The 18,483-nt window shown below is 65.5% G+C and carries 16 protein-coding genes and 1 riboswitch; of the genes, 12 read left to right on the forward strand and 4 right to left on the reverse strand.

Translation table 11 applies throughout. The features are described 5' to 3' along the window. Nucleotides 1-51: 51 nt before the first annotated feature. The 6 genes from VLA65_RS09745 (at nucleotide 52) to VLA65_RS09770 (ending at nucleotide 6,268) form a co-directional block, all read left to right on the forward strand. Nucleotides 52-1,512 carry a dihydrolipoyl dehydrogenase family protein gene (locus tag VLA65_RS09745; protein WP_332602380.1) on the forward strand — a complete coding sequence of 487 codons (1,461 nt, stop codon included), beginning with the start codon at nucleotides 52-54 and terminating at the stop codon, nucleotides 1,510-1,512. Between the two features lie 56 nt (nucleotides 1,513-1,568). After that, nucleotides 1,569-2,165: an alpha/beta fold hydrolase gene (locus tag VLA65_RS09750; RefSeq protein WP_332602381.1), complete on the forward strand. Its 597-nt coding sequence runs from the start codon at nucleotides 1,569-1,571 to the stop codon at nucleotides 2,163-2,165. Nucleotides 2,166-2,254: 89 nt separating this feature from the next. Further along, nucleotides 2,255-2,953 carry an ABC transporter ATP-binding protein gene (locus VLA65_RS09755; RefSeq protein ID WP_332602382.1) on the forward strand — a complete coding sequence of 233 codons (699 nt, stop codon included), beginning with the start codon at nucleotides 2,255-2,257 and terminating at the stop codon, nucleotides 2,951-2,953. After that, nucleotides 2,950-4,986, forward strand: a complete 2,037-nt coding sequence (locus VLA65_RS09760; protein WP_332602383.1) for a YhgE/Pip domain-containing protein — start codon at nucleotides 2,950-2,952, stop codon at nucleotides 4,984-4,986. The genes VLA65_RS09755 and VLA65_RS09760 overlap by 4 nt, the downstream gene beginning before the upstream one ends. Further along, entirely contained in the window at nucleotides 4,983-5,615 is a 633-nt protein-coding gene (locus VLA65_RS09765; RefSeq protein ID WP_332602384.1) for a TetR/AcrR family transcriptional regulator, read from the forward strand. Before VLA65_RS09760 ends, VLA65_RS09765 begins: the two co-directional genes overlap by 4 nt. 62 nt (nucleotides 5,616-5,677) lie before the next feature. Then, nucleotides 5,678-6,268 carry a hypothetical protein gene (locus VLA65_RS09770; protein ID WP_332602385.1) on the forward strand — a complete coding sequence of 197 codons (591 nt, stop codon included), beginning with the start codon at nucleotides 5,678-5,680 and terminating at the stop codon, nucleotides 6,266-6,268. Here VLA65_RS09770 and VLA65_RS09775 read toward each other — a convergent pair. Next, nucleotides 6,241-7,182 (reverse strand): EamA family transporter, encoded by a 942-nt coding sequence (locus VLA65_RS09775; protein WP_332602386.1) that lies wholly within the window; start codon nucleotides 7,180-7,182, stop codon nucleotides 6,241-6,243. The genes VLA65_RS09770 and VLA65_RS09775 overlap by 28 nt on opposite strands. Nucleotides 7,183-7,254: 72 nt before the next feature. On the opposite strand from VLA65_RS09775, the gene VLA65_RS09780 reads away from it, so the two are divergent. Beyond that, nucleotides 7,255-8,214: a LysR family transcriptional regulator gene (locus tag VLA65_RS09780; protein WP_284988750.1), complete on the forward strand. Its 960-nt coding sequence runs from the start codon at nucleotides 7,255-7,257 to the stop codon at nucleotides 8,212-8,214. 84 nt (nucleotides 8,215-8,298) lie between these two features. Here VLA65_RS09780 and VLA65_RS09785 read toward each other — a convergent pair whose 3' ends face one another. The 3 genes from VLA65_RS09785 to VLA65_RS09795 form a co-directional block, all read right to left on the reverse strand. Continuing rightward, on the reverse strand, nucleotides 8,299-8,829 hold the full coding sequence (locus VLA65_RS09785; protein WP_059388618.1) for a SixA phosphatase family protein: 531 nt from the start codon (nucleotides 8,827-8,829) through the stop codon (nucleotides 8,299-8,301). 146 nt (nucleotides 8,830-8,975) lie between these two features. Further along, nucleotides 8,976-9,845, reverse strand: coding sequence for a winged helix-turn-helix domain-containing protein (locus VLA65_RS09790; RefSeq protein ID WP_059388617.1), 870 nt, complete (start codon nucleotides 9,843-9,845; stop codon nucleotides 8,976-8,978). A gap of 720 nt (nucleotides 9,846-10,565) precedes the next feature. Then, nucleotides 10,566-11,348: a hypothetical protein gene (locus tag VLA65_RS09795; protein WP_332602387.1), complete on the reverse strand. Its 783-nt coding sequence runs from the start codon at nucleotides 11,346-11,348 to the stop codon at nucleotides 10,566-10,568. A gap of 215 nt (nucleotides 11,349-11,563) precedes the next feature. On the opposite strand from VLA65_RS09795, the gene VLA65_RS09800 reads away from it, so the two are divergent. The 5 genes from VLA65_RS09800 to VLA65_RS09820 all read left to right on the forward strand — a co-directional run bounded on the left by VLA65_RS09800 (nucleotide 11,564) and on the right by VLA65_RS09820 (nucleotide 18,482). Then, a complete protein-coding gene (locus VLA65_RS09800) occupies nucleotides 11,564-12,304 on the forward strand; it encodes a response regulator transcription factor (protein WP_078106594.1) in 741 nt (246 codons plus the stop codon). A gap of 12 nt (nucleotides 12,305-12,316) precedes the next feature. Continuing rightward, nucleotides 12,317-13,795, forward strand: coding sequence for a sensor histidine kinase (locus VLA65_RS09805; protein WP_332602388.1), 1,479 nt, complete (start codon nucleotides 12,317-12,319; stop codon nucleotides 13,793-13,795). A 164-nt stretch (nucleotides 13,796-13,959) separates the two neighbouring features. Further along, a riboswitch (cyclic di-AMP (ydaO/yuaA leader) is annotated at nucleotides 13,960-14,133 on the forward strand. A 2-nt stretch (nucleotides 14,134-14,135) separates the two neighbouring features. Further along, nucleotides 14,136-14,873: a hypothetical protein gene (locus VLA65_RS09810; RefSeq protein ID WP_332602389.1), complete on the forward strand. Its 738-nt coding sequence runs from the start codon at nucleotides 14,136-14,138 to the stop codon at nucleotides 14,871-14,873. 160 nt (nucleotides 14,874-15,033) lie between these two features. Next, nucleotides 15,034-16,404, forward strand: coding sequence for a bifunctional glycosyltransferase family 2/GtrA family protein (locus VLA65_RS09815; RefSeq protein ID WP_332602390.1), 1,371 nt, complete (start codon nucleotides 15,034-15,036; stop codon nucleotides 16,402-16,404). Next, a complete protein-coding gene (locus VLA65_RS09820) occupies nucleotides 16,401-18,482 on the forward strand; it encodes a glycosyltransferase family 39 protein (RefSeq protein WP_332602391.1) in 2,082 nt (693 codons plus the stop codon). The genes VLA65_RS09815 and VLA65_RS09820 overlap by 4 nt, the downstream gene beginning before the upstream one ends. Nucleotide 18,483: the final 1 nt, after the last annotated feature.

Raw genomic sequence — 18,483 nt, forward strand, 5'->3', positions numbered from 1 at the left:
TCCGTCGCCGGATCCCTGATCCCGGCCTGTGTCCGGGCGTAGGCTTCTCCCATGGCTGAGGAGAATATCCGGGAATTCGATGTCATCGTGATCGGCGCCGGGACTGTGGGGGAAAACGTTGCAGACCGGGTGGTCCGGGGCGGCCTCACCTGCGCAATTGTGGAGGCTGAGCTCGTCGGCGGGGAGTGCTCCTACTGGGCCTGCATACCGTCCAAAGCGCTCCTTCGGCCGGGAACCGCCCTGCACACGGCACAATCAGTGCCCGGAGCGTCGGACGCCGTCACGAAGGTCCTGGATCCCGCACCGGTCCTGAAATACCGTGACTATTTCACCAACAAATGGCAGGACGACGGCGCGGTCCAGTGGCTCGTGGACACAGGCATCGAACTCATCCGGGGCCGGGCACGCATCACCGGCCCGCGTGAAGTCCAAGTGGATGGCAAGGACGGCACCAGCTACTCGCTCAAAGCCCATCACGCCGTGGTGGTGGCCTCCGGATCCACACCGCTCATCCCGAAAATCGACGGTTTGCGCAACGTCCCCTACTGGACAACCCGCGGAGCCACGTCTGCACGGCACATCCCCAAACGGTTCATCGTGCTGGGCGGAGGGGTTGCCAGCGTAGAACTCGCCCAGGCTTTCGCCCGCCTAGGCTCGTCGGTTTCGATCGTTGCCCGAGGCCGGCTGTTGAGTGCGTTTCCCGAGGAAGCCGCCGATTTGGTCGCTGCGGGACTGCGGGCCGACGGCGTTGATCTGCACCTCGGGACCGACACCACGCGGGTCGAACACGACCCGGACCATGCCTTCAGCGTCACTCTCGGCGACGGGACGGTCTTGAACTCTGACCAGTTGCTGGTGGCCACAGGTCGTCGGCCTTCCCTTGATAATTTGGGACTCGAAAACGTAGGGCTCGACGCCGAAGAAGGCAAGCCATTGCGCCTCACCACGGACTCGAGCGGCTTGGTTGAGGGCGCCGCCAGCGACGGCACGAGCGGGCTATGGCTTTACGCGGCCGGCGATGCCGCAGGATCGGTATTCCTCACCCATCAGGGCAAGTACGAGGCCAGGGCAACCGGCGACGCCATCGTGGCCCGTGCCAAAGGAACCCTCCACGGCACCCCGAAGGCATGGAGCGCCCTCGCGAAGACGGCCGACGAATATGCGATCCCCAGCGTGGTCTTCACGGATCCGGAAGTGGCATCCGTGGGCCCGGGCCTCAAGCAGGCGCTGCAAAAGGGCATTAACGCAAGCTCGGTTGAGCTCCCTATCAACGTGTCCGGATCCCAGCTGCATTCGGAAAATTACCAAGGCTGGGCACAACTGGTGGTGGACGAGGACCGGAAGGTGGTGCTGGGCGCGACGTTTGCCGGGCCCGGAGTGGCCGAGCTCTTGCACGGCGCCACCATCGCGATTGTGGGCGAAGTGCCGTTGGACAGGCTGTGGCATGCCGTGCCGTCGTTCCCCACCATCAGCGAGGTGTGGCTGCGCCTGTTGGAGAAGTACGGACTCTGACCCCCTGGCCGCCGCCGGTCGACGAACCGTTGTGGCGTCGGGAACGCGGGAGGAGAATGGCCGCATGGCCAAGCACCTCGACATTGACGGACACCCAACCTGGGTGGAAGACCTGGGCGGTCCCGGCGAACAGACCTGCCCATCTGGTGGGGTGGAGTGACGGCGGGATCGTTGCCCTCCTCGTCGCTCTCCGGCGACCCGAACTGGTGCAAAAGCTTGTAGTCATTGGTACCAATTACCACTACAACGGCACGGTGCCCTTCGACTTGGACCCCCAATCGCCCATGGCGCAGGAACTGGGCAGGGCCTACATCGAGCGGTCTCCGGATGGGCCCGAACACTTGGATGTCGTCTTTGGCAAGAGTGTCGCGATGTTCACCACGGAGCCGACACTCACCACCACCGACATCGCGCAAATTAACCAGCCGGTGCTCGTCATCGTCGGCGACGACGACGTGGTCACCTTGCCCCACACTCTCTCGCTCTACGAAGCCTTGCCCGAAGGCCAACTTGCGGTCGTTCCGGGCGCATCGCATGGGCTTCCACTGGAACAGCCTGAAACAGTCGCCGGCCTAATAAGCAACTTTCTGGCCGCGGCGGAGCCGCCGCGCACGTTCATGCCAATTCGCCGTGCAAGGCAAACAGACAGCTAGGTTCCCAGGAGGCGAAGGGATCTATTTGAACTGACTGGTCAGTTCAGTTACGATTGGAGCAGATAACAAGTTCTGCGAAAGGTCCAATTGTGCTGTCTGCACAGCAACTCCAGATCGATGGCCGCCGGGACGATCTCCTCCCTCCCACTTCCCTCGAAGCCAGGCGCGGCGAGCTCCTCCTTGTCAGCGGCGACGGTCAGGACCAGCGCACGGCCTTGGCACTTGCTCTGAGCGGCCGGATGAAGACCAGCAAAGGCCTCCTGAGCTGGGACAACTCGGCGAAAACCAAGAAGCTCCGGGCTGCGAGCGCCCTGATTGACGCTCCGGGTGTCAACGAGCCGGAGCAGCATCTGAGCGTCCGCGACCTCGTCACCGAAGACCTCTCCCTCATCCCCCGCCGTTACCGCGGCGCGCTCCTCAGCAAGCCGTGGCTCAAGATCAACCGCTTCGAAGACATCGCCGGGCTGTGGATCGAGCAACTCCCTGCGGACCGCCGCCTTGAACTGCTGACCGCCCTGGCCCTCGCGGACCCTGCCCTCGACCTTCTGGTGCTCGATTCCCCGGACCGGCACAGCGCCAACACTGCGGACTGGCTCCCCCGGCTTGAGCAATTGGCGTACGACGCCGGGCGGCCGCTCGCCGTCGTCGCCGTCGTCTCTGCCCTTCCGGACGGCTGGGACGGCCCGGCCGCCGTGATCGGCAACTCGGTCACGCACACGGCACCCGCCGAACCCGCGCAAGAAGATCCCGAAGAAGTACCCGAAACCCTGCAAAGGACCGCAAAGTGACTGTTCTGCGGCTGGCCCGCTCCGAACTCAAGCGCATGACCGGCGGGCTCCTGCCCAAGCTGACCATCCTCGCCCTGACCATGGTGCCCCTCCTCTACGGAGCCGTGTACCTTTACGCGAACTGGGATCCTTACGGCAACCTCAACCAGATCGACGCCGCTTTGGTCGTCGAGGACGCGGGAGCCCAGCCGGCAAGCGGCCCGGAGCTGCAGGCTGGCCAGAAGGTTGCCGACAGCCTCGTGGAGGGCCACGTGTTCAACTGGCAGCGGGTGACCACCACGGCCGAAGCCGATGCCGGCGTTGAATCCGGCAAGTACGCCTTCGCCCTGAAGATCCCGAAGGATTTCTCGGCCAACCTTGTCTCGCCGGGCAGTTTCAATGCGGCCAACCAGGCGATGCTCAACGTCACCACCAATGACGCGAACAACTACCTCCTCAGCACCATCGTGGACAAACTCACCACTGCGGTGCACTCCACTGTGGCCAAGGAAGTAGGCGAGGAAACCGCCAACCAACTCCTCACAGGCTTCGGCACCATCCACGCTTCGATCGTCAAGGCGTCCGACGGCGCCTCCCAACTTGCCGACGGCGTCGGCAAGCTCAGCGACGGCGCGGCCGCCCTTCACGACGGCACCAGCAAGCTCAGCAGCGGTGCGTCCGAGCTCCTGGCGGGCCAAAACAAGCTGCGCGACGGCGCCAATCAGCTGAACGGCGGTGCCGGGCAGCTCAGCGCGGGCCTCACGGAGCTGAAGAACAAGACCGCGTCCCTCCCGGCAGACTCCCAGAAGCTTGCCGACGGCGCCGCCCAAGTAGCCGCCGGAAACGCGCAGCTGAACGCGAAGGTCCAGGACGTCGTCGGGCAGCTTTCGGCGTTCGACGCCGGGGCGCGGGACCGCGTGGTGGCCTCCAACGCGAGGCTCGTGTCCGCAGGGGTCATCACCCAGGACCAGGCGAACAAGATCCTGGCCGACTTCGACACGGCCGCCGCGTCCGCTCCGGTCACCGACGCCAAAGCCAAGATCTCGGCGGATGCCGCGCAGATCCAGCAGCTCTCGGACGGATCGGCCGCGGTCAGTGCCGGCGCCGCCAAGCTTGCGGGCGCTACCCCGGCGCTGACGGGCGCCATCGGCCAGGCCTCGGCAGGCGCGGACCAGCTCAGTTCTGGAGCCTCCACGCTCGCCGCTGGCGAACAGTCCGCCGTCAACGGCACGGCGGCCCTCGCGGACGGCGCCGCAAAGCTCGACGACGGCGCGGCGCAGCTTGCCACTGGTGCTGCCAGCGCCGCTGACGGATCCCGCACCTTGGCGAGCGAGTTGGCGAAGGGCGCAGGCAAGGTCCCGAACCCGAACGACGCCCAAAAGAGCGAGGTGTCCAAGGTGATCGCCGATCCTGTGGCGGTCAACAACGTATCGCAGGCCAAGGCAGGGTCCTACGGTGCGGGCCTGGCCCCGTTCTTCCTGACACTGTCCCTCTGGATCGGCGTGTTCATGCTGGTCCAGGCCATGCGTCCCATCACCCAGCGGGCCTTGGCGTCGAACGCGCCGTCATGGAAAATCGCCGTCGGCGGCTGGCTCCCGTTCTTCGTGGTGTCCGTGCTGCAGGCCAGTATCCTCACCCTCGTGGTGGACCTGGGGCTGGGACTCAACGCGGCTCACCCGGTGTGGATGTGGTTGTTCATGCTGGCAGCGGTCATGGCGTTCACGGCCCTCATCCAGGGCATCGTGGCTTTGCTCGGGACTCCTGGAAAGTTCGTGGTGCTGATCCTGCTGGTCCTGCAGTTGGTGTCGTCCGGCGGAACGTTCCCTTGGCAAACCACCCCTATGCCTCTGCACGTGGTGCACGAGATCATGCCGATGGGCTACGTAGTGACCGGCATGCGGCACCTGATCTACGGCGGCGACTTGACCATGATCTGGCCGATTGTCCTGGGGCTACTTGGCTACACTGTGCTGGGGGCCGCGCTTTCCACGCTGGCTGTCCGTAAGCACAAGTTCTGGACCCTCAAGACCCTGAAGCCGGAGATCGCTGTATGAGCATGCAAGAGCCGGATGTCTCGGGGCTCCCGGAGAAGAAGCTCCGCCCGGCCCGCACCAACGCGACCAAGCAGCGCCTTTTCGACGCTTCGATGGAGCTGATCGGCGAGCGCGGCGCTGCGGGCGTCACCGTGGACGAGATCGCGGCCGCAGCCGGGGTGTCCAAGGGAACGGTCTATTACAATTTCGGCAGCAAGTCCGATCTGATCGCCCAGTTGCTGCGCCACGGCGTCGACATCATGCTCGGCCGGCTCCAGACGATTGAAGGCCTGCACGCCGATCCGCTCGAAGCGATGGAGGCCATGCTCGGGCAAGCCATGGACTTCATGGACGACTACCCGTCCTTCGCTCGGCTCTGGATCAGCGAGAACTGGCGGACGCCCAGCGAATGGGGCAAGCTCTTCGTCGAGCTCCGCAGCGAGCTGTTGGCCGTGATCGGCGCGGCGATCGAAAAGGTCGCCACCACGTACACCGTGGATAGGGGCATTGCCCGGGGCAGCCTCGAGGCGGCGATGTTCGGAGCGATCTTCGTGGTGGGCCTTGACCGGCAGACGTACAACCCCGAGCGCACCCGCGAGCAGAGCATAGCGGCCCTCATGACCATCATGCGGGGCTACGTACTGCGGTAACGGTATGGCAACTGCCGCGTCTTGGGGCGCGGCGCTGCCGCGGGTCAGGGATGATTAATCCCATGCGTCACATGGGGAACAGCGGAAAGCTTGCGATTATCTCTGCTGTGGTGTCTGCTGGTTTGCTGGTGCTCCTGGCCATCACCCTTGACGAAACCGTGATGTACATCTTCCTGGGGGCCTTGGCGATCGGCTACCTGGCGTGCGTCGCCGAGGTTTTCACCCGTCGCAGGTACTTCATGCTGGTTCTCGGGGCCATCTCGACTATCCTGTTCATCGCGTTCGGAATCGCGTTCCTGCGCATGTGGGGCCTCGCCTTCAACCAGGACGAGAACGCCCTGGGCAGCGCGGTGAGCACCAAGGACTCGGACATCTATTTCTACCTCGCCGCGCTTGCCGGCTGCAGTTCCCTGCTGATCTTGTTCGTGGGGGCGGTATGGCCATCGCGCCGTGCGAAGGCAGTGGCCCGTCCGGCTGCCCGGCGGCCCGCGCCCCGGCCTGCTTCGCGGCCTTCCCCGGCACCCGGCAGGACCGCCCAGCGACCGGCGGCCCGTCCGGCCTCGGGAACTGTGAAGCGCCCTGCACCACGCACCCCCGCCAAGCGCCCGACGTCGGGATCCGCCCCTCAGCGCAAGCCGGCCCCCAAGCGCTGACGCACTTCGGCCGCCGCCAGGTCCCCAGGCTTCTCGCGCCGTTGCAGCACGGCAGTCGCGACGCCGCCCAGCAGGAGGAGCCCGCCGGCCAGTTCCGCCGTCGTAGGGACCTCTGAGATGAGCAGCCACGCGGCGGTCATTCCCACCACCGGGACCAACAACGTGAAAGGCACCACGGCCGAGCTCGGGTACAGGCTGAGCAGCCGGTTCCAGATGCCGTAGCCCACCAACGACGCGAAAATGGCGGTATACAAGGCGCTCAGGATGGTGGCCGGCTGAAAGTTGGTGAGGGTCCCGACGACGGCTGCCGGGCCGTCGACGATGAGCGACAGGGCCGCGAGGGGCAAGGGGACCACGGCCCCGGACCAGACCACCAGCCCCAGTCCCGAGGCCGCCTTGGCTTTGCGGGCGATGACGTTGCCCGCGGCCCAGGACAAGGCGGCGGCGAGCACGATCATGAGCGGCACCACGGGGGCCACCAAGCTTCGACCCACCGCCACCAGCGCTAGCCCGGCGACACCCAGCACAACCCCTGTCAGTTGCCGCTTGCTCGGCCGCTCCCCCAGGAAGCGGGCCGCCAACAGCACCGTCAGGAGCACTTGAGCCTGCAGGACCAGCGAGGCAAGTCCTGCAGGCATGCCGAGCGCCATGCCCAGGTAGAGGAGGCCAAACTGCCCGGCGCTCATGAAGAGCCCGACGCCGATGATCGCCTTCCAGCTGACGTCCGGTTTGCGGACGAAGAAGATGCAGGGGAACACCACCAGCACAAAGCGGATGGCCACGAACAGTAGAGGCGGCACGTCGGCCGCGCCACCGCTCCCGTTACCGGGGTGCAATCCAAAGTCGATCGCGACGAAATTCAGGCCCCAAAGGACGGCGACAAGGACGGCGAGTGCTGAGTGGCGGATATTCACGATTCAACTCTGACAGCCAAGCCAATGAAGCACCAGCGTTGAATTCTGCATCGGATCATGTACGTTTGCTTCATGATTGAGATTGCGGCGCTGCGGGCCCTCGTAGCAGTGGAACAACAAGGCTCGGTGGTGGCTGCCTCGGAGGCCATGGGCTTCAGCCCCTCGGCGGTTTCCCAGCAGATCAAGAAGCTCGAGAAGCAAAGTGGCGTGACGGTCCTGGAACGCCACGGCCGCGGCGTACTGCTGACCGACCGCGGCATGGCGTTGGCGGAGTACGGACGCCGGATCCTGGGCGAGTTGGAGGAGCTGCAGGCCACGCTGCTCGCCGACCCAACGAAGCCGAGCGGCGTGCTGCGGCTCGTGGCATTCTCCACCGCTTGCCGGGGTCTTGTGGGGCCGATGCTGGCGAAACTCGGCACGGCCCAAGCCGTTGCCGCCGGATCTTCGGCCGCGGCGGGCTCCGGGCTTGGCGCATCCGGGCTTGAGGTCCGTGTGGTGGCCGAAGACCCGCGCGAGGCCGTCCAGAGGGTCGCCACCGGGGAAGCCGATCTCGGCGTCGTCCACAATTGGCACTCCGTACCCTTGGTCATTCCGGAGAACATGGTCCACGAGGACCTCTGCCTGGACACCGCCGACGTCCTGCTGAACTCAGCCCACCCGCTGGCTGGCCGGACCGCCGTCGAGCCTTCCGACCTGGTGGACGAAAGCTGGATCAGCACGCCAGCTGGGGCCATCTGCAATGAGGCGTTGCTGGCGATCCTGGCAGGCCTGGGGCGCGTGCCGGACATCCGCATCTACGACCCCGACTTTTCCACCCATATCGCTATGGTCCAGCAGGGCGTGGCGGTGGCGCTCGTGCCACGGCTCGGTAGGCCCGAGCTCCCCGCTGGAGTGGTGGCGGTGCCCGTGGTCAATCCGATGCAGCAACGCCAAGTGGGAATCGTGTACCGGAAGACCATGATGGCAAGCCCCAGCATCCGCCACGTGGTCCGCTTACTGCAGGATGTGGCGGCCGGCCTCGAGGTGGGCTAGCTGGGACCATCCGCGCGAGTTGGCAGCAGATGCCCTCTGGCCGCGGGCAAAAAAGGGTATTAGCTGCCAGTTCGCGCGAGGGAGCTACTTCTTTGGGCGCGGAACTGCGAAGTGGGTCAGCCGGGCATCCTGGCCGTCGAGTTCAGCCCACGGCTTTTCAAGTTCCATGACTGTCATGGCGCTCGTGGGGTAGCGCGTTGCGGCATCCATGTAGGCGTCATGGTCCGAGTCGCGGGAAGCCAAGTGCATCGCGAGGTCCTGCACGCCGGGCATGTGCGAAAAGATCATGAGAGTGGTGACGGTTTCCGGCACATGGTTGATGACGGTCAACATGCGTTGCGCGGAGGCGGCGTACAGGCCGTCCTCGAGTTTCGGCGTCGGGGCCTTGTCCCCCAGCTCGCTGCACACCCACGTGCAGGTCTGCCGGGTCCGGAGCGCGGACGAACACAGGATGAAGTCCGGAATCACGTGGTGTTTGAGGAGCCATTTCCCGGCAAGGGGGGCTTCCTTGTGGCCGCGTTCGGCAAGGGGTCGCTCATGATCCGGCACACCGAGGGGCCAGTCCGACTTCGCATGCCGCATGATCACCAGCCGCTTGATGTGATGCTCGCTCATCCCCCCACCCTACTATCCCAACTGGCTCGCATTTGTTGTCGTTTTGACGCCTGTAAACGACAACAAATGCGAGTCAGTTGGGTTGGCCGCGGAAGCGAAAGCGCCCGCCCCCTAGACAGGGGGCGGGCGCCTTGGACGGGTGGGGACTAGATCGAGTATTCCGGAGCGGCCCAGACGATAACCTCGGGGTGCTCGTAGAAACGGTAGCCCTGGCCGCGCACGGTGCGGACCGTGTTTGCCAGGCGGCCGAGCTTGGAGCGTAGGCGCCGGATGTGGACGTCGATGGTGCGCTCGTTGGGGACCTCTTCGGCGTTGCGCCACAGGCCCTCGAGGAGTTCGTCGCGGCCCACGGTGCGGGTGCCGTTCTCGACGAGGTAGTTGAGGAGCTCGAATTCCTTGAACGTGAGGTTCAGGGAATCGCCGTCGAGGTGCACCTCACGACGGGCGAGGTCGATCAAGACGCCGGACGGGCGGGCTTCCTGTGCAGGCTGCGGGCGGAGCGCCTCGGAGCGCTGGCGGTTGCCAACGGTGGGGTCACCGAAAGTCGAACGGACGACGTCGAGCGCGGAACCGGGCGCGCTGGCCGGGGCTACTGCGACGGCGGCATAGCTCTCGGCGCCGGAAACGAGGGACTGGGCGTAGGCCCGGATTTCCTGGGCCAACTTGGCAATGGACGTTCCGGCGGCCGCGGCCGTGTCCTCGTCAATGCCCATGTAGAGCACGAAACCGCGGGCCACATTGTCATTAGCAACGGGACGGATAGAGCGGTCCGCTGGAGCCAAGACCGGCGTGGGCGCAGTCATCGGCGAGGCCTCGTTGGCGGGAACAGCGCGGAGCTGGCCGTAGGAGTTGGGGTTATAGCCCTGGGGGACGTAGCCGGGTGCCTGGCTGCCACCCTGCGGTGCGGGCTGGGCGTAGGCCGGGCGGTTGCCGAAGCCGGGACGCAGGCCGGCGTTCGACGCGGCCTTATTGGCGTTACGGACGGAGATGTGGACGTATCCGGATGCAACTGACATGGAGTGCTTACCTCAAAGTGAATAGCCGTCATCGCGGCTTCGAATGCTGGTCTGGTCCCCGCAATGAGATGGGGAGGGGCGCCCGACGCTGGGCAGGGGGCGAATGCCTGAAACTTGTTGGGGTCTTAAGTTAGGCATGCATTCGACAACAGCTCATCGAAGTACCAGCGGGTGCGCTGGGCTCGATCGCTGCGGCTGCAGATGCTGTTGAGTTCTTGTTCACATTTGAAGTGTGCAACGTAACAAAGGGAACTTGCAAGTAACAAAGGGCCGGACCGTCCACATTTTGAGACGAATCGGACTATTGTGCCGCACATCACAATTCACACATGTCCAAATGTGACCCATTCTCGTTCGTCACACTGGCTATTCTTGGCGCAATATTCGAATAAAATTTGATGGATTTGCCGTTTTCTGAATCTCAAGCCACGTCACGCGCTTGCCTTTGAATCTCGAGATATGAAACAACCCTTGTCCAATCCTGGATCGGCATCTCGTGAAAATTCTTTGGCAAATCGTCTGCTAGGACCCCCGCAATGGCCCTAGCCTCACGCCGCGCTCGCACTGGATGTCGTTTTGAAGGCCCGTAACGACATCAGCTCCGTGGGCCCACGCCGCCAGGGTTCCCTGGCCGTGGGGCCACGCCGGCGAGGGTCCCTGCCTGAGCTTGCGAAGGCCGGGACCCGGTGGGGACTTGCGAGGCGAGGGTGGCGGTGGGGACTAGTTGGTGGTGCCGGTTCCTTGGGTACTTGATGTGGTGGCAGTAACGATCTGGATGGACTGGGCCGTGTACTTGTCCGATTCCTTGAGCGCAGTGACCCTCACGCTGGATCCGGATTTCACATCGGCGAGGGTCAGGGTGGTGCCGCCGCTTCCGCTTCCACGTTGCCGCAGGCCTTCAGCTACCACGACGTCCGTTCCCAGCGCATAGGTTTTCGTGAACCCGTCCTCGCTCTTGACGGTCATGGAACTCGCCGAGATGTCGGTGACCGTACCCAACTGACCCGCCATGGTGACATAGCTGCCGTTCTGGAGGACCACGTATTCAGAGTGGACCGCGGCGTTCAGGCCGCCCATGCCGACGCCGAGCCCGCCAGGGCCTGCGTTCGTGCCGCCCGGGCCACCGAATCCGCCCTGGCCGTTCTGCCCGGCCCCAGGTCCCTGCGCGTTGGTGGTATCCGCGGCCGCGGTCCCGTTGCCGGCGGCATATGCACCGGCTCCTGCCGCAGCAGCGACCACCACCGCGACGCCGCCAACAATGAGCCCCTTCTTCAGGCTCCAGTTCTTGAAAAACGAAGGTCGGGGCTGTCCGGCGTTGTATTGCTGCGGAGCACCCCACCCGGCGGCCGGCTGCTGGTTCGCCGGCGGCTGCGGAGCACCCCACCCTGCGGCCGGCTGCCCGGCACCAGCCTGCGCAGAATCATCAAGGGGGCGGATCACCGGCTGCGGGTGTCCGTTCTCCGGCTCGGAACCAGGTACGGAGGGGTTGTTTTGCTGATCCATGGTGTTCTCCATCGAAATCGAGACTGTTTGGTCGTGATTGTTCTTGTCCCAAACAGCGTCAGCCGCTTTGCTGTGCGTTGGCTGTGTCGAACTGAAGGCTTCCCTGTGACCTGCAGAACCGCCACAACCTCCGGACAGGTGGCTAGGCTGGGACTCACAGGGTGCTCACAGCAACGGCAAAGCACTGGCAAACCGGCAGATAGGAGAGTTGTCCCATGGCATCCTCGCACTCCATGACCAACAACCTTCCGCAACTCAGCCACCCGGACGGTTCCCCCATCCGTGCCCTTGTGGTTGACGACGAACCCAGCCTCGCCGAGCTCATGAGCATGGGCCTCCGCATGGCGGGCTGGTCGGTGGCGGTGGCGGGCGACGGTCCCGCCGCGGTAAAGCTCGCCAAGGACTTCCGACCGGACGTCCTGGTGCTGGATGTGATGCTTCCAGGGTTCGACGGCGTCGAGCTGCTCGGCAGGATCCGCGCCTTTGCGCCGGAGGTGCCTGCGCTCTTCCTCACCGCCAAGGACGACGTACAGGACCGCATCGTCGGGTTGGCCGCCGGCGGCGACGATTATGTCACCAAGCCCTTCAGCATGGAGGAAGTCCTGTTGCGCCTGCACCGTTTGGTCCAACGCTCGGGGGTGGCCGCGATGGACACCGCCGAGCTGGTGGTGGGCGACTTGACCCTGAACGTCGACACGCGTGAAGTTACCCGCGGCGGCGAGGACATCCCGCTCACGGCGACCCAGTTCGAGCTCCTGCGCTACCTCATGGAGAACCCCAAGCGCGTGGTCAGCAAGGCCCAGATCCTGGACCGCGTGTGGGACTACGATTTCGGCGGCCAAGCCAACATCGTGGAGCTTTACATCTCATACCTGCGCAAGAAGATCGAGGCCAACCACCCGCCCATGATCCACACGGTGCGCGGAGCAGGCTACGTCATCAAGCCTGCCGAATAGCCGGGGCGCCGAATGTCCGCACTCTCGGGTATCCCCCGCCAGACCGACCATAGCTGGTTCAATCCTTCAACCTGGCACTTGCGCACGCGCTTGATCCTTCTCTCCATGGCACTCCTTGTGGCCATCTGCGGTGCAGTCGGGGTGGTCAGCTATGCCTCCATGGATCTGTTCCTCACGAAGCAGCTCGATCAGCAATTGATGCAGGCCTCCCATGGCCGCCCGCCGCAAGGCAACCCTGGCGGCCGTCCGGACCCGCTGGACCCCCGCGGCCAGAGCATCGGCACGCTCAATGCACGCATCCTTGCAGGCCAGGTGAGCAGCGATGCCGGCTTCTTGTCCTCCGATGCCACACGTGCGCCGTTGTCGCCCAGCGACGCCCGAATCCTGTCGGCGCTCCCGTCCGATGGCCGCCCGGTTGATCGCACGCTGTCCACTGGCGGCTACCGGCTGGTGGCCACCGAAACTCCTTACGGCGATGTTGTCATCACAGGTCTCCCGCTCGCCTCGAAAGAGGACACCGAGGCCTCCCTCGTCTGGACCATGGTGCTGGTCTCCTTGGGCGGACTGGTCCTGATCGGGCTGGCCGGAACCGTGCTGATCCGCCGCACCATGCGGCCGTTGGAGCAACTCTCCGACGTCGCCACCAAGGTGTCGAAACTTCCACTCGACGCCGGTGAAGTGGCCCTCGCGGTGCGTGTTCCGGCGTCGGCGGCCCATCCGAGCACCGAAGTGGGAAGCGTCGGCCATGCTTTGAACCTGATGCTGGACAACGTCTCGAGCGCCCTCGAGGCCCGCCAGCAAAGCGAAACCAAGGTGCGCCAATTCGTCGCGGATGCGTCGCACGAACTACGCACTCCGCTGACCGCCATCCGCGGCTACACCGAACTCTTGCGCATGACCGAGACGTTCACCGAAGACGGGCGCAAGTCGCTGGGCCGGGTGCAGAGCCAGTCCGAACGCATGACCACCCTCGTGGAGGACCTCCTTCTCTTGGCCCGGTTGGACGAAGGGAAGGCCCCGGAATTCACCGATGTGGACCTCACGCAGTTGGTGATCGAGACCGTCAGCGACGAGAAAGTCATGGCTCCCGAGCACATCTGGCAACTCAAGCTCCCGGATGAGCCCCTCACGGTCCGCGGCGACACCACCCAACTCCACCAGGTTTTGGCGAATCTGCTCTCCAACGCCCGCAAGCACACCGAGGCGGGAACCACCGTGGTCACGGGCGTGATGCGCTCCGCCGATGGCAGCGCCGTGGTGACCGTGACCGACAACGGCCCGGGCATCCCGCCTGAATTCCAGGGCAGGATCTTCTCCCGCTTTGCCCGTGCCGACGCCGCCCGGTCCGGCTCCGAGGGCACCTCCGGCCTCGGCTTGTCCATTGTGGAATCCATCGTTCAGGCGCACGGCGGCACGGTCGAAGTGGCGTCGCGGCCTGGCCGGACGGAGTTCGCGGTGCGGCTCCCGGCGCTCAGGACTGCCCCGGCCTGACGGGCGAACCAGAAGAGTACGACGCCGGTGCCCGGCGCGCGCAAGTCGACGCACCGGCGTCGTGATCTCCGTTACCTAAATGTGACTTAAGCTGGATCCTCCTGTACCGTCGAATAGGTGCGCTGGATCATTCCGGCCACCGCCGGGTAGGCGCCGAGCTCTGCCACTCCCCGGTGCCCAACAGTCCAGGCAGAGACGGGGGACCCAGGTCTCCGGGCAAGCGCTCATGTTGAGCCAGCCCTAGGGGTGAAGCCGTGCCGCCACGTTCCGCTGTGGCCACGGCCGGATGACCTCATCCGAATCCGACAGCTAACTCCGCAGGCGTCGAGAGGCAATCACCATGTCTGATTCCAAGGATCAGTCGCGCCCTGTTGCGCGCCACCGCGGCGAACCTGCCCGGAGAAACAAGTCACGTTCCACGCTGAGGCGAGCCGCCTCGAACCTCGGCACCGGCCAGCGCATGGCAGTTGTTGCCGGCGTCGTTGCCGTGTTCCTCGGCGCAGGCGCTGCCACCCAGGCCGCCGGACAAGCCATCAACGCCCAGGACATGAGCCGCACGTCCGAATCCCGCACGGTGGATCACTCAGCCACGCCTTCGGCCACCGCCACGCCGTCGGCGAGCGCAAGCGCGATCCCCAAGCCGAGCACTGCGTCGACGCCAAGCCAGGCGGCCGCGCCCGCTCCAGCCGCCGTCGCGCCCCAGGCTGCCGCACCGGCCGCACCCGCTGCACCCCCTGCTCCAGCGGCACCGGCTGCACCAGTCGCCGTCGATGATCCCTCCGGCGCCCAGGCCTACGCCGCAAGCATCCTTCCCTCCTACGGTTGGGGCCAGGGCGAAATGTCGGCCCTGATCACCTTGTGGAACAAGGAATCGGATTGGCGCACCACTGCCACCAACGCCTCCAGTGGCGCTTACGGCATTGGGCAGTCGCTGCCGGCCGAAAAGATGGCGTCCGAAGGCGCCGACTGGCAGACCAACTACCAGACGCAAATCCGCTGGGGCCTGAACTACATCAAGGAACGCTACGGATCGCCGTCCGCGGCATGGTCCTTCCACTTGGCCCACAACTGGTACTAAGCCAAGAGCCAACCACAAAGTACGTCGAGGTCCGTCCCTTCCGGGGCGGGCCTCTCCGTTTCTTGGCCAGGCAAGTGATGCGCCACGCTGGTCACACATCCACAGCCACGTCACAGGTTCCGCCTAAAGCCTTCATATTCGGCAACGGCACTCTGGATACATGACGCTCATCGAATCCACCTCCGGAACCCTGAAGGACCCCGCGGTGGTGCCGCCGGGCCTTCCCATCCAACCCAGCACTCCCATCCAGCGCGGCACGGGGCGGCGCGCCCCCGTGGACACCCACACCGCCATCCCCGTCCTCGACGTCACCATCCCCGTCTTCAACGAGGAACGCGATCTCGAAGAGTGCCTGCGCAGGCTTCACGGCCACTTGCGCGAATCCTTCCCGCATGGCTTCCGCATCACCGTGGCGGACAACGCGAGCACGGACGGCACGTTGAAAATCGCGGAGCGCGTAGCCCGGGAACTGCCTGAGCTCGCGGTTGTCCACCTTGACGAGAAGGGACGCGGCAACGCCCTTCGCAAGGTGTGGCTTGCATCGCCGTCGCCCGTTCTGGCTTACATGGACGTTGACCTTTCCACTGACCTCGCCGCACTGGCGCCCCTTTTGGCGCCGCTGATCTCCGGCCATTCGGACCTCGCCATCGGCACCCGACTGACCCGTAACTCGCGGGTCGTCCGCGGCCCCAAACGCGAGTTCATTTCGCGCGGATACAACCTGATGCTGCACTCGTTCATGGGTGCCCGCTTCAGCGATGCCCAGTGCGGCTTCAAAGCGATCCGGGCAGACGTCGCCCAGCAGATCCTCCCGCACACCATGGATAACTCGTGGTTCTTCGACACCGAACTCCTGGTCCTCGCCGAACGCTGCGGCCTCCGGGTCCACGAAGTTCCCGTCGACTGGATCGACGATCCCAATTCCAGCGTCGACGTGGTGCGGACCGCCCTCGCCGACATCCGCGGCATGGTCCGGCTCACCCGGGATCTCGTCTCGGGCCGCATCCCCATTCCGGAACTGCGGGCGGCACTTGCACGCGGGCCGCTCCCGGCGTCGTCCCGAATCGCCGAGCAAAGCCCGCGCAGCAGCCTATTCGGGCAATTGGTCCGGTTCGCCGCGATCGGCGCTGCGTCCACCCTCGCCTATGTGCTCATCTTCCTGTTCTGCCGCGGCTTCATGGACCCGCAGCTGGCGAACTTCCTGGCGCTGCTCGTCACGGCCATCGCCAACACCGGCGCCAACCGTCGCTTCACCTTCGGCATCCAGGGCGGCAATCCCGTTCGGCACCACTTCGAGGGGTTGATCGTCTTCGGGATCGGCCTCGCACTCACCTCCGGGGCCCTCGCCTTGGTGCACAGTACGACGACGCCGGACCGCTGGGGCGAGCTCCTCACCGTGGTCGCAGCGAACCTCGCCGCCACGGCAGTCCGCTTCCTGTTGTTCCGCCTTTGGGTCTTTCGGCAGCCTGCGGCGCCGTCGGCTGAACCCATGACACAAGCCAAAACGCGCACAGAAACGGCAGCATCATGACCTCCACGATTACTCCCGCAAGCACAGGACCCGCCGCCGGAAATGCTGACGCCGGCCCCGCCGTCGGGATTGCCGACGCACCGCGCCACTCGGCACGCCCGTCAACCCCGGATGCAACGCCCCGCTGGACCCGATACGCCTTTGGCCGGCAGCCCCGTTGGGTACGGCCGTCCGCCGCCGGGCTCCTCGTAGCCACCGCGTTCCTGTATCTCTGGAACCTCGCGGCCACCGGCTACGGAAACTCCTTCTACGCAGCGGCCATTCAAGCCGGCACCAAGGACTGGACGGCGCTTCTGTTCGGTTCGCTCGACGCCGGCAACGCCATCACCGTGGACAAGCCTCCGGCCTCCTTGTGGATCCCTGCTTTGGCGGGCCGGATCTTCGGCTTCTCTCCCCTGAGCATGCTGGTTCCCGAGGCGCTGATGGGCGTGGCCGCCGTTGGATTCCTTTACTTGACGGTCAAGCGGGTTTCCGGACCAGGCGCTGGCTTGTTGGCCGGTGGCGCCTTGGCACTGACCCCGGTGGCGGCGCTCATGTTCCGCTTCAACAATCCCGACGCCATGCTGACTCTCTGCCTGGTCCTGGCGGCGTACTTCACTACCCGCGCCATCGAACGGGCGGGCTGGAAGTGGCTCGCCGCTGCCGGCGCTGTAGTGGGCCTCGCGTTCCTGAGCAAGATGCTGCAGGGTTTCCTGATTGTTCCGGGCCTGGGACTTGCGTATCTCTGGGCCGCACCTACCCCGTTGCGGCGGAGGCTGCTGCACCTGCTCGGCGCGCTGGCCGGAATCGCAGTAGTAGCCGGCAGTTATGTCGCCCTCTTCCAGCTGACCCCGGCATCGGCACGGCCTTACATGGCGGGTTCGCAAACCAACAGCTTCCTCGAGCTGACCTTTGGCTACAACGGGCTGTCCCGCATCACGGGTTCGGGCGAAGGCACGCCCGGCGGCGGCGGAGCGGGCGCCCCTGCTGGAGGCAATCTCGGTGGCCTCGGCGCCTTCGGCGGCGGCGGTGGCGGTGGCGGCAACGCCGGATTCGGTGGCGCTGCCGGGATCACCCGCATGTTTGGCACGAGCTTCGGCGCTGAGGTCTCCTGGCTTCTCCCTGCTGCACTGATTCTGCTGGCAGCCGGCCTATGGTTCACCCGCCGGGAAGCGCGGGCTTCCCGCACCCGTGCCGCGCTCATCCTGTGGGGTGGCTGGCTTCTGGTGACGGCGGGCGTCTTCAGCTTCATGAGCGGCATTGTCCACCCCTACTACGCGGTAGCGCTCGCACCGGCAATCGCAGCCTTGGCAGGCATTGGCAGCGTTGAGCTGTGGCGTGGCCGTGGATATTGGCCGGCCAGGATCGTCCTGGCCGTGGTCATCCTCGGTAGTTCGGCTTGGTCCGCGGTTCTCCTGGGCCGCGACGCCTCGTGGCTTCCGTGGTTGCGCATCGTGATCGTCGTCCTGGGCGTGGTGGCGGCAGCGGCAATCCTGCTCCGCCTCGACTCGTTGCGCTTTGCCGGCCAAAACACGGCGGGGCGGTTCCGGAACGCAGCGGCCGCGGCCGTCGTCGTCGTTTCCCTTCTGGCCGGCGGCCTCGGAACAGCGGCGTGGACGCTCGCGACGGCGGCTACCGCGCACTCCGGTTCCATCCCTACGTCGGGACCCAGCGGTTCCGCCATGGGCGGCTTCGGAAACCGCGCCGGTGGGTTCGGCGCAGCTGGTGGCGCGGGTCCGGCGGGAGGGCCCGGTTCCGAGGGAACGTCCGACGCCGGACTGACCGCCCTGCTGAAATCCACCACCACGAAGTGGTCGGCGATCGTCTCCGGTGCCACCCAAGCCGCAAGCCTTGAGCTCGCCACGAACACCAACGTGATCGCGCTCGGTGGCTGGAACGGCGGCGATCCCTACCCCACGCTGGCAGAGTTCCAGGACATGGTGGCCAAGGGACAGATCGGCTACTACATCGCAGGAGGCGGCATGGGTGGCGGCGGGTTCGGAGGCCAAGGCGGCAATTCCGAGGTAGCCTCCTGGGTACAGGCGAACTTCCAAGCCCAGACGGTGGGCAACTCCACGGTCTACAAGCTGACAAAGTAGA

The sequence above is a fragment of the Arthrobacter sp. S2(2024) genome (assembly GCF_036662515.1).
Lineage (GTDB): Bacteria > Actinomycetota > Actinomycetes > Actinomycetales > Micrococcaceae > Arthrobacter.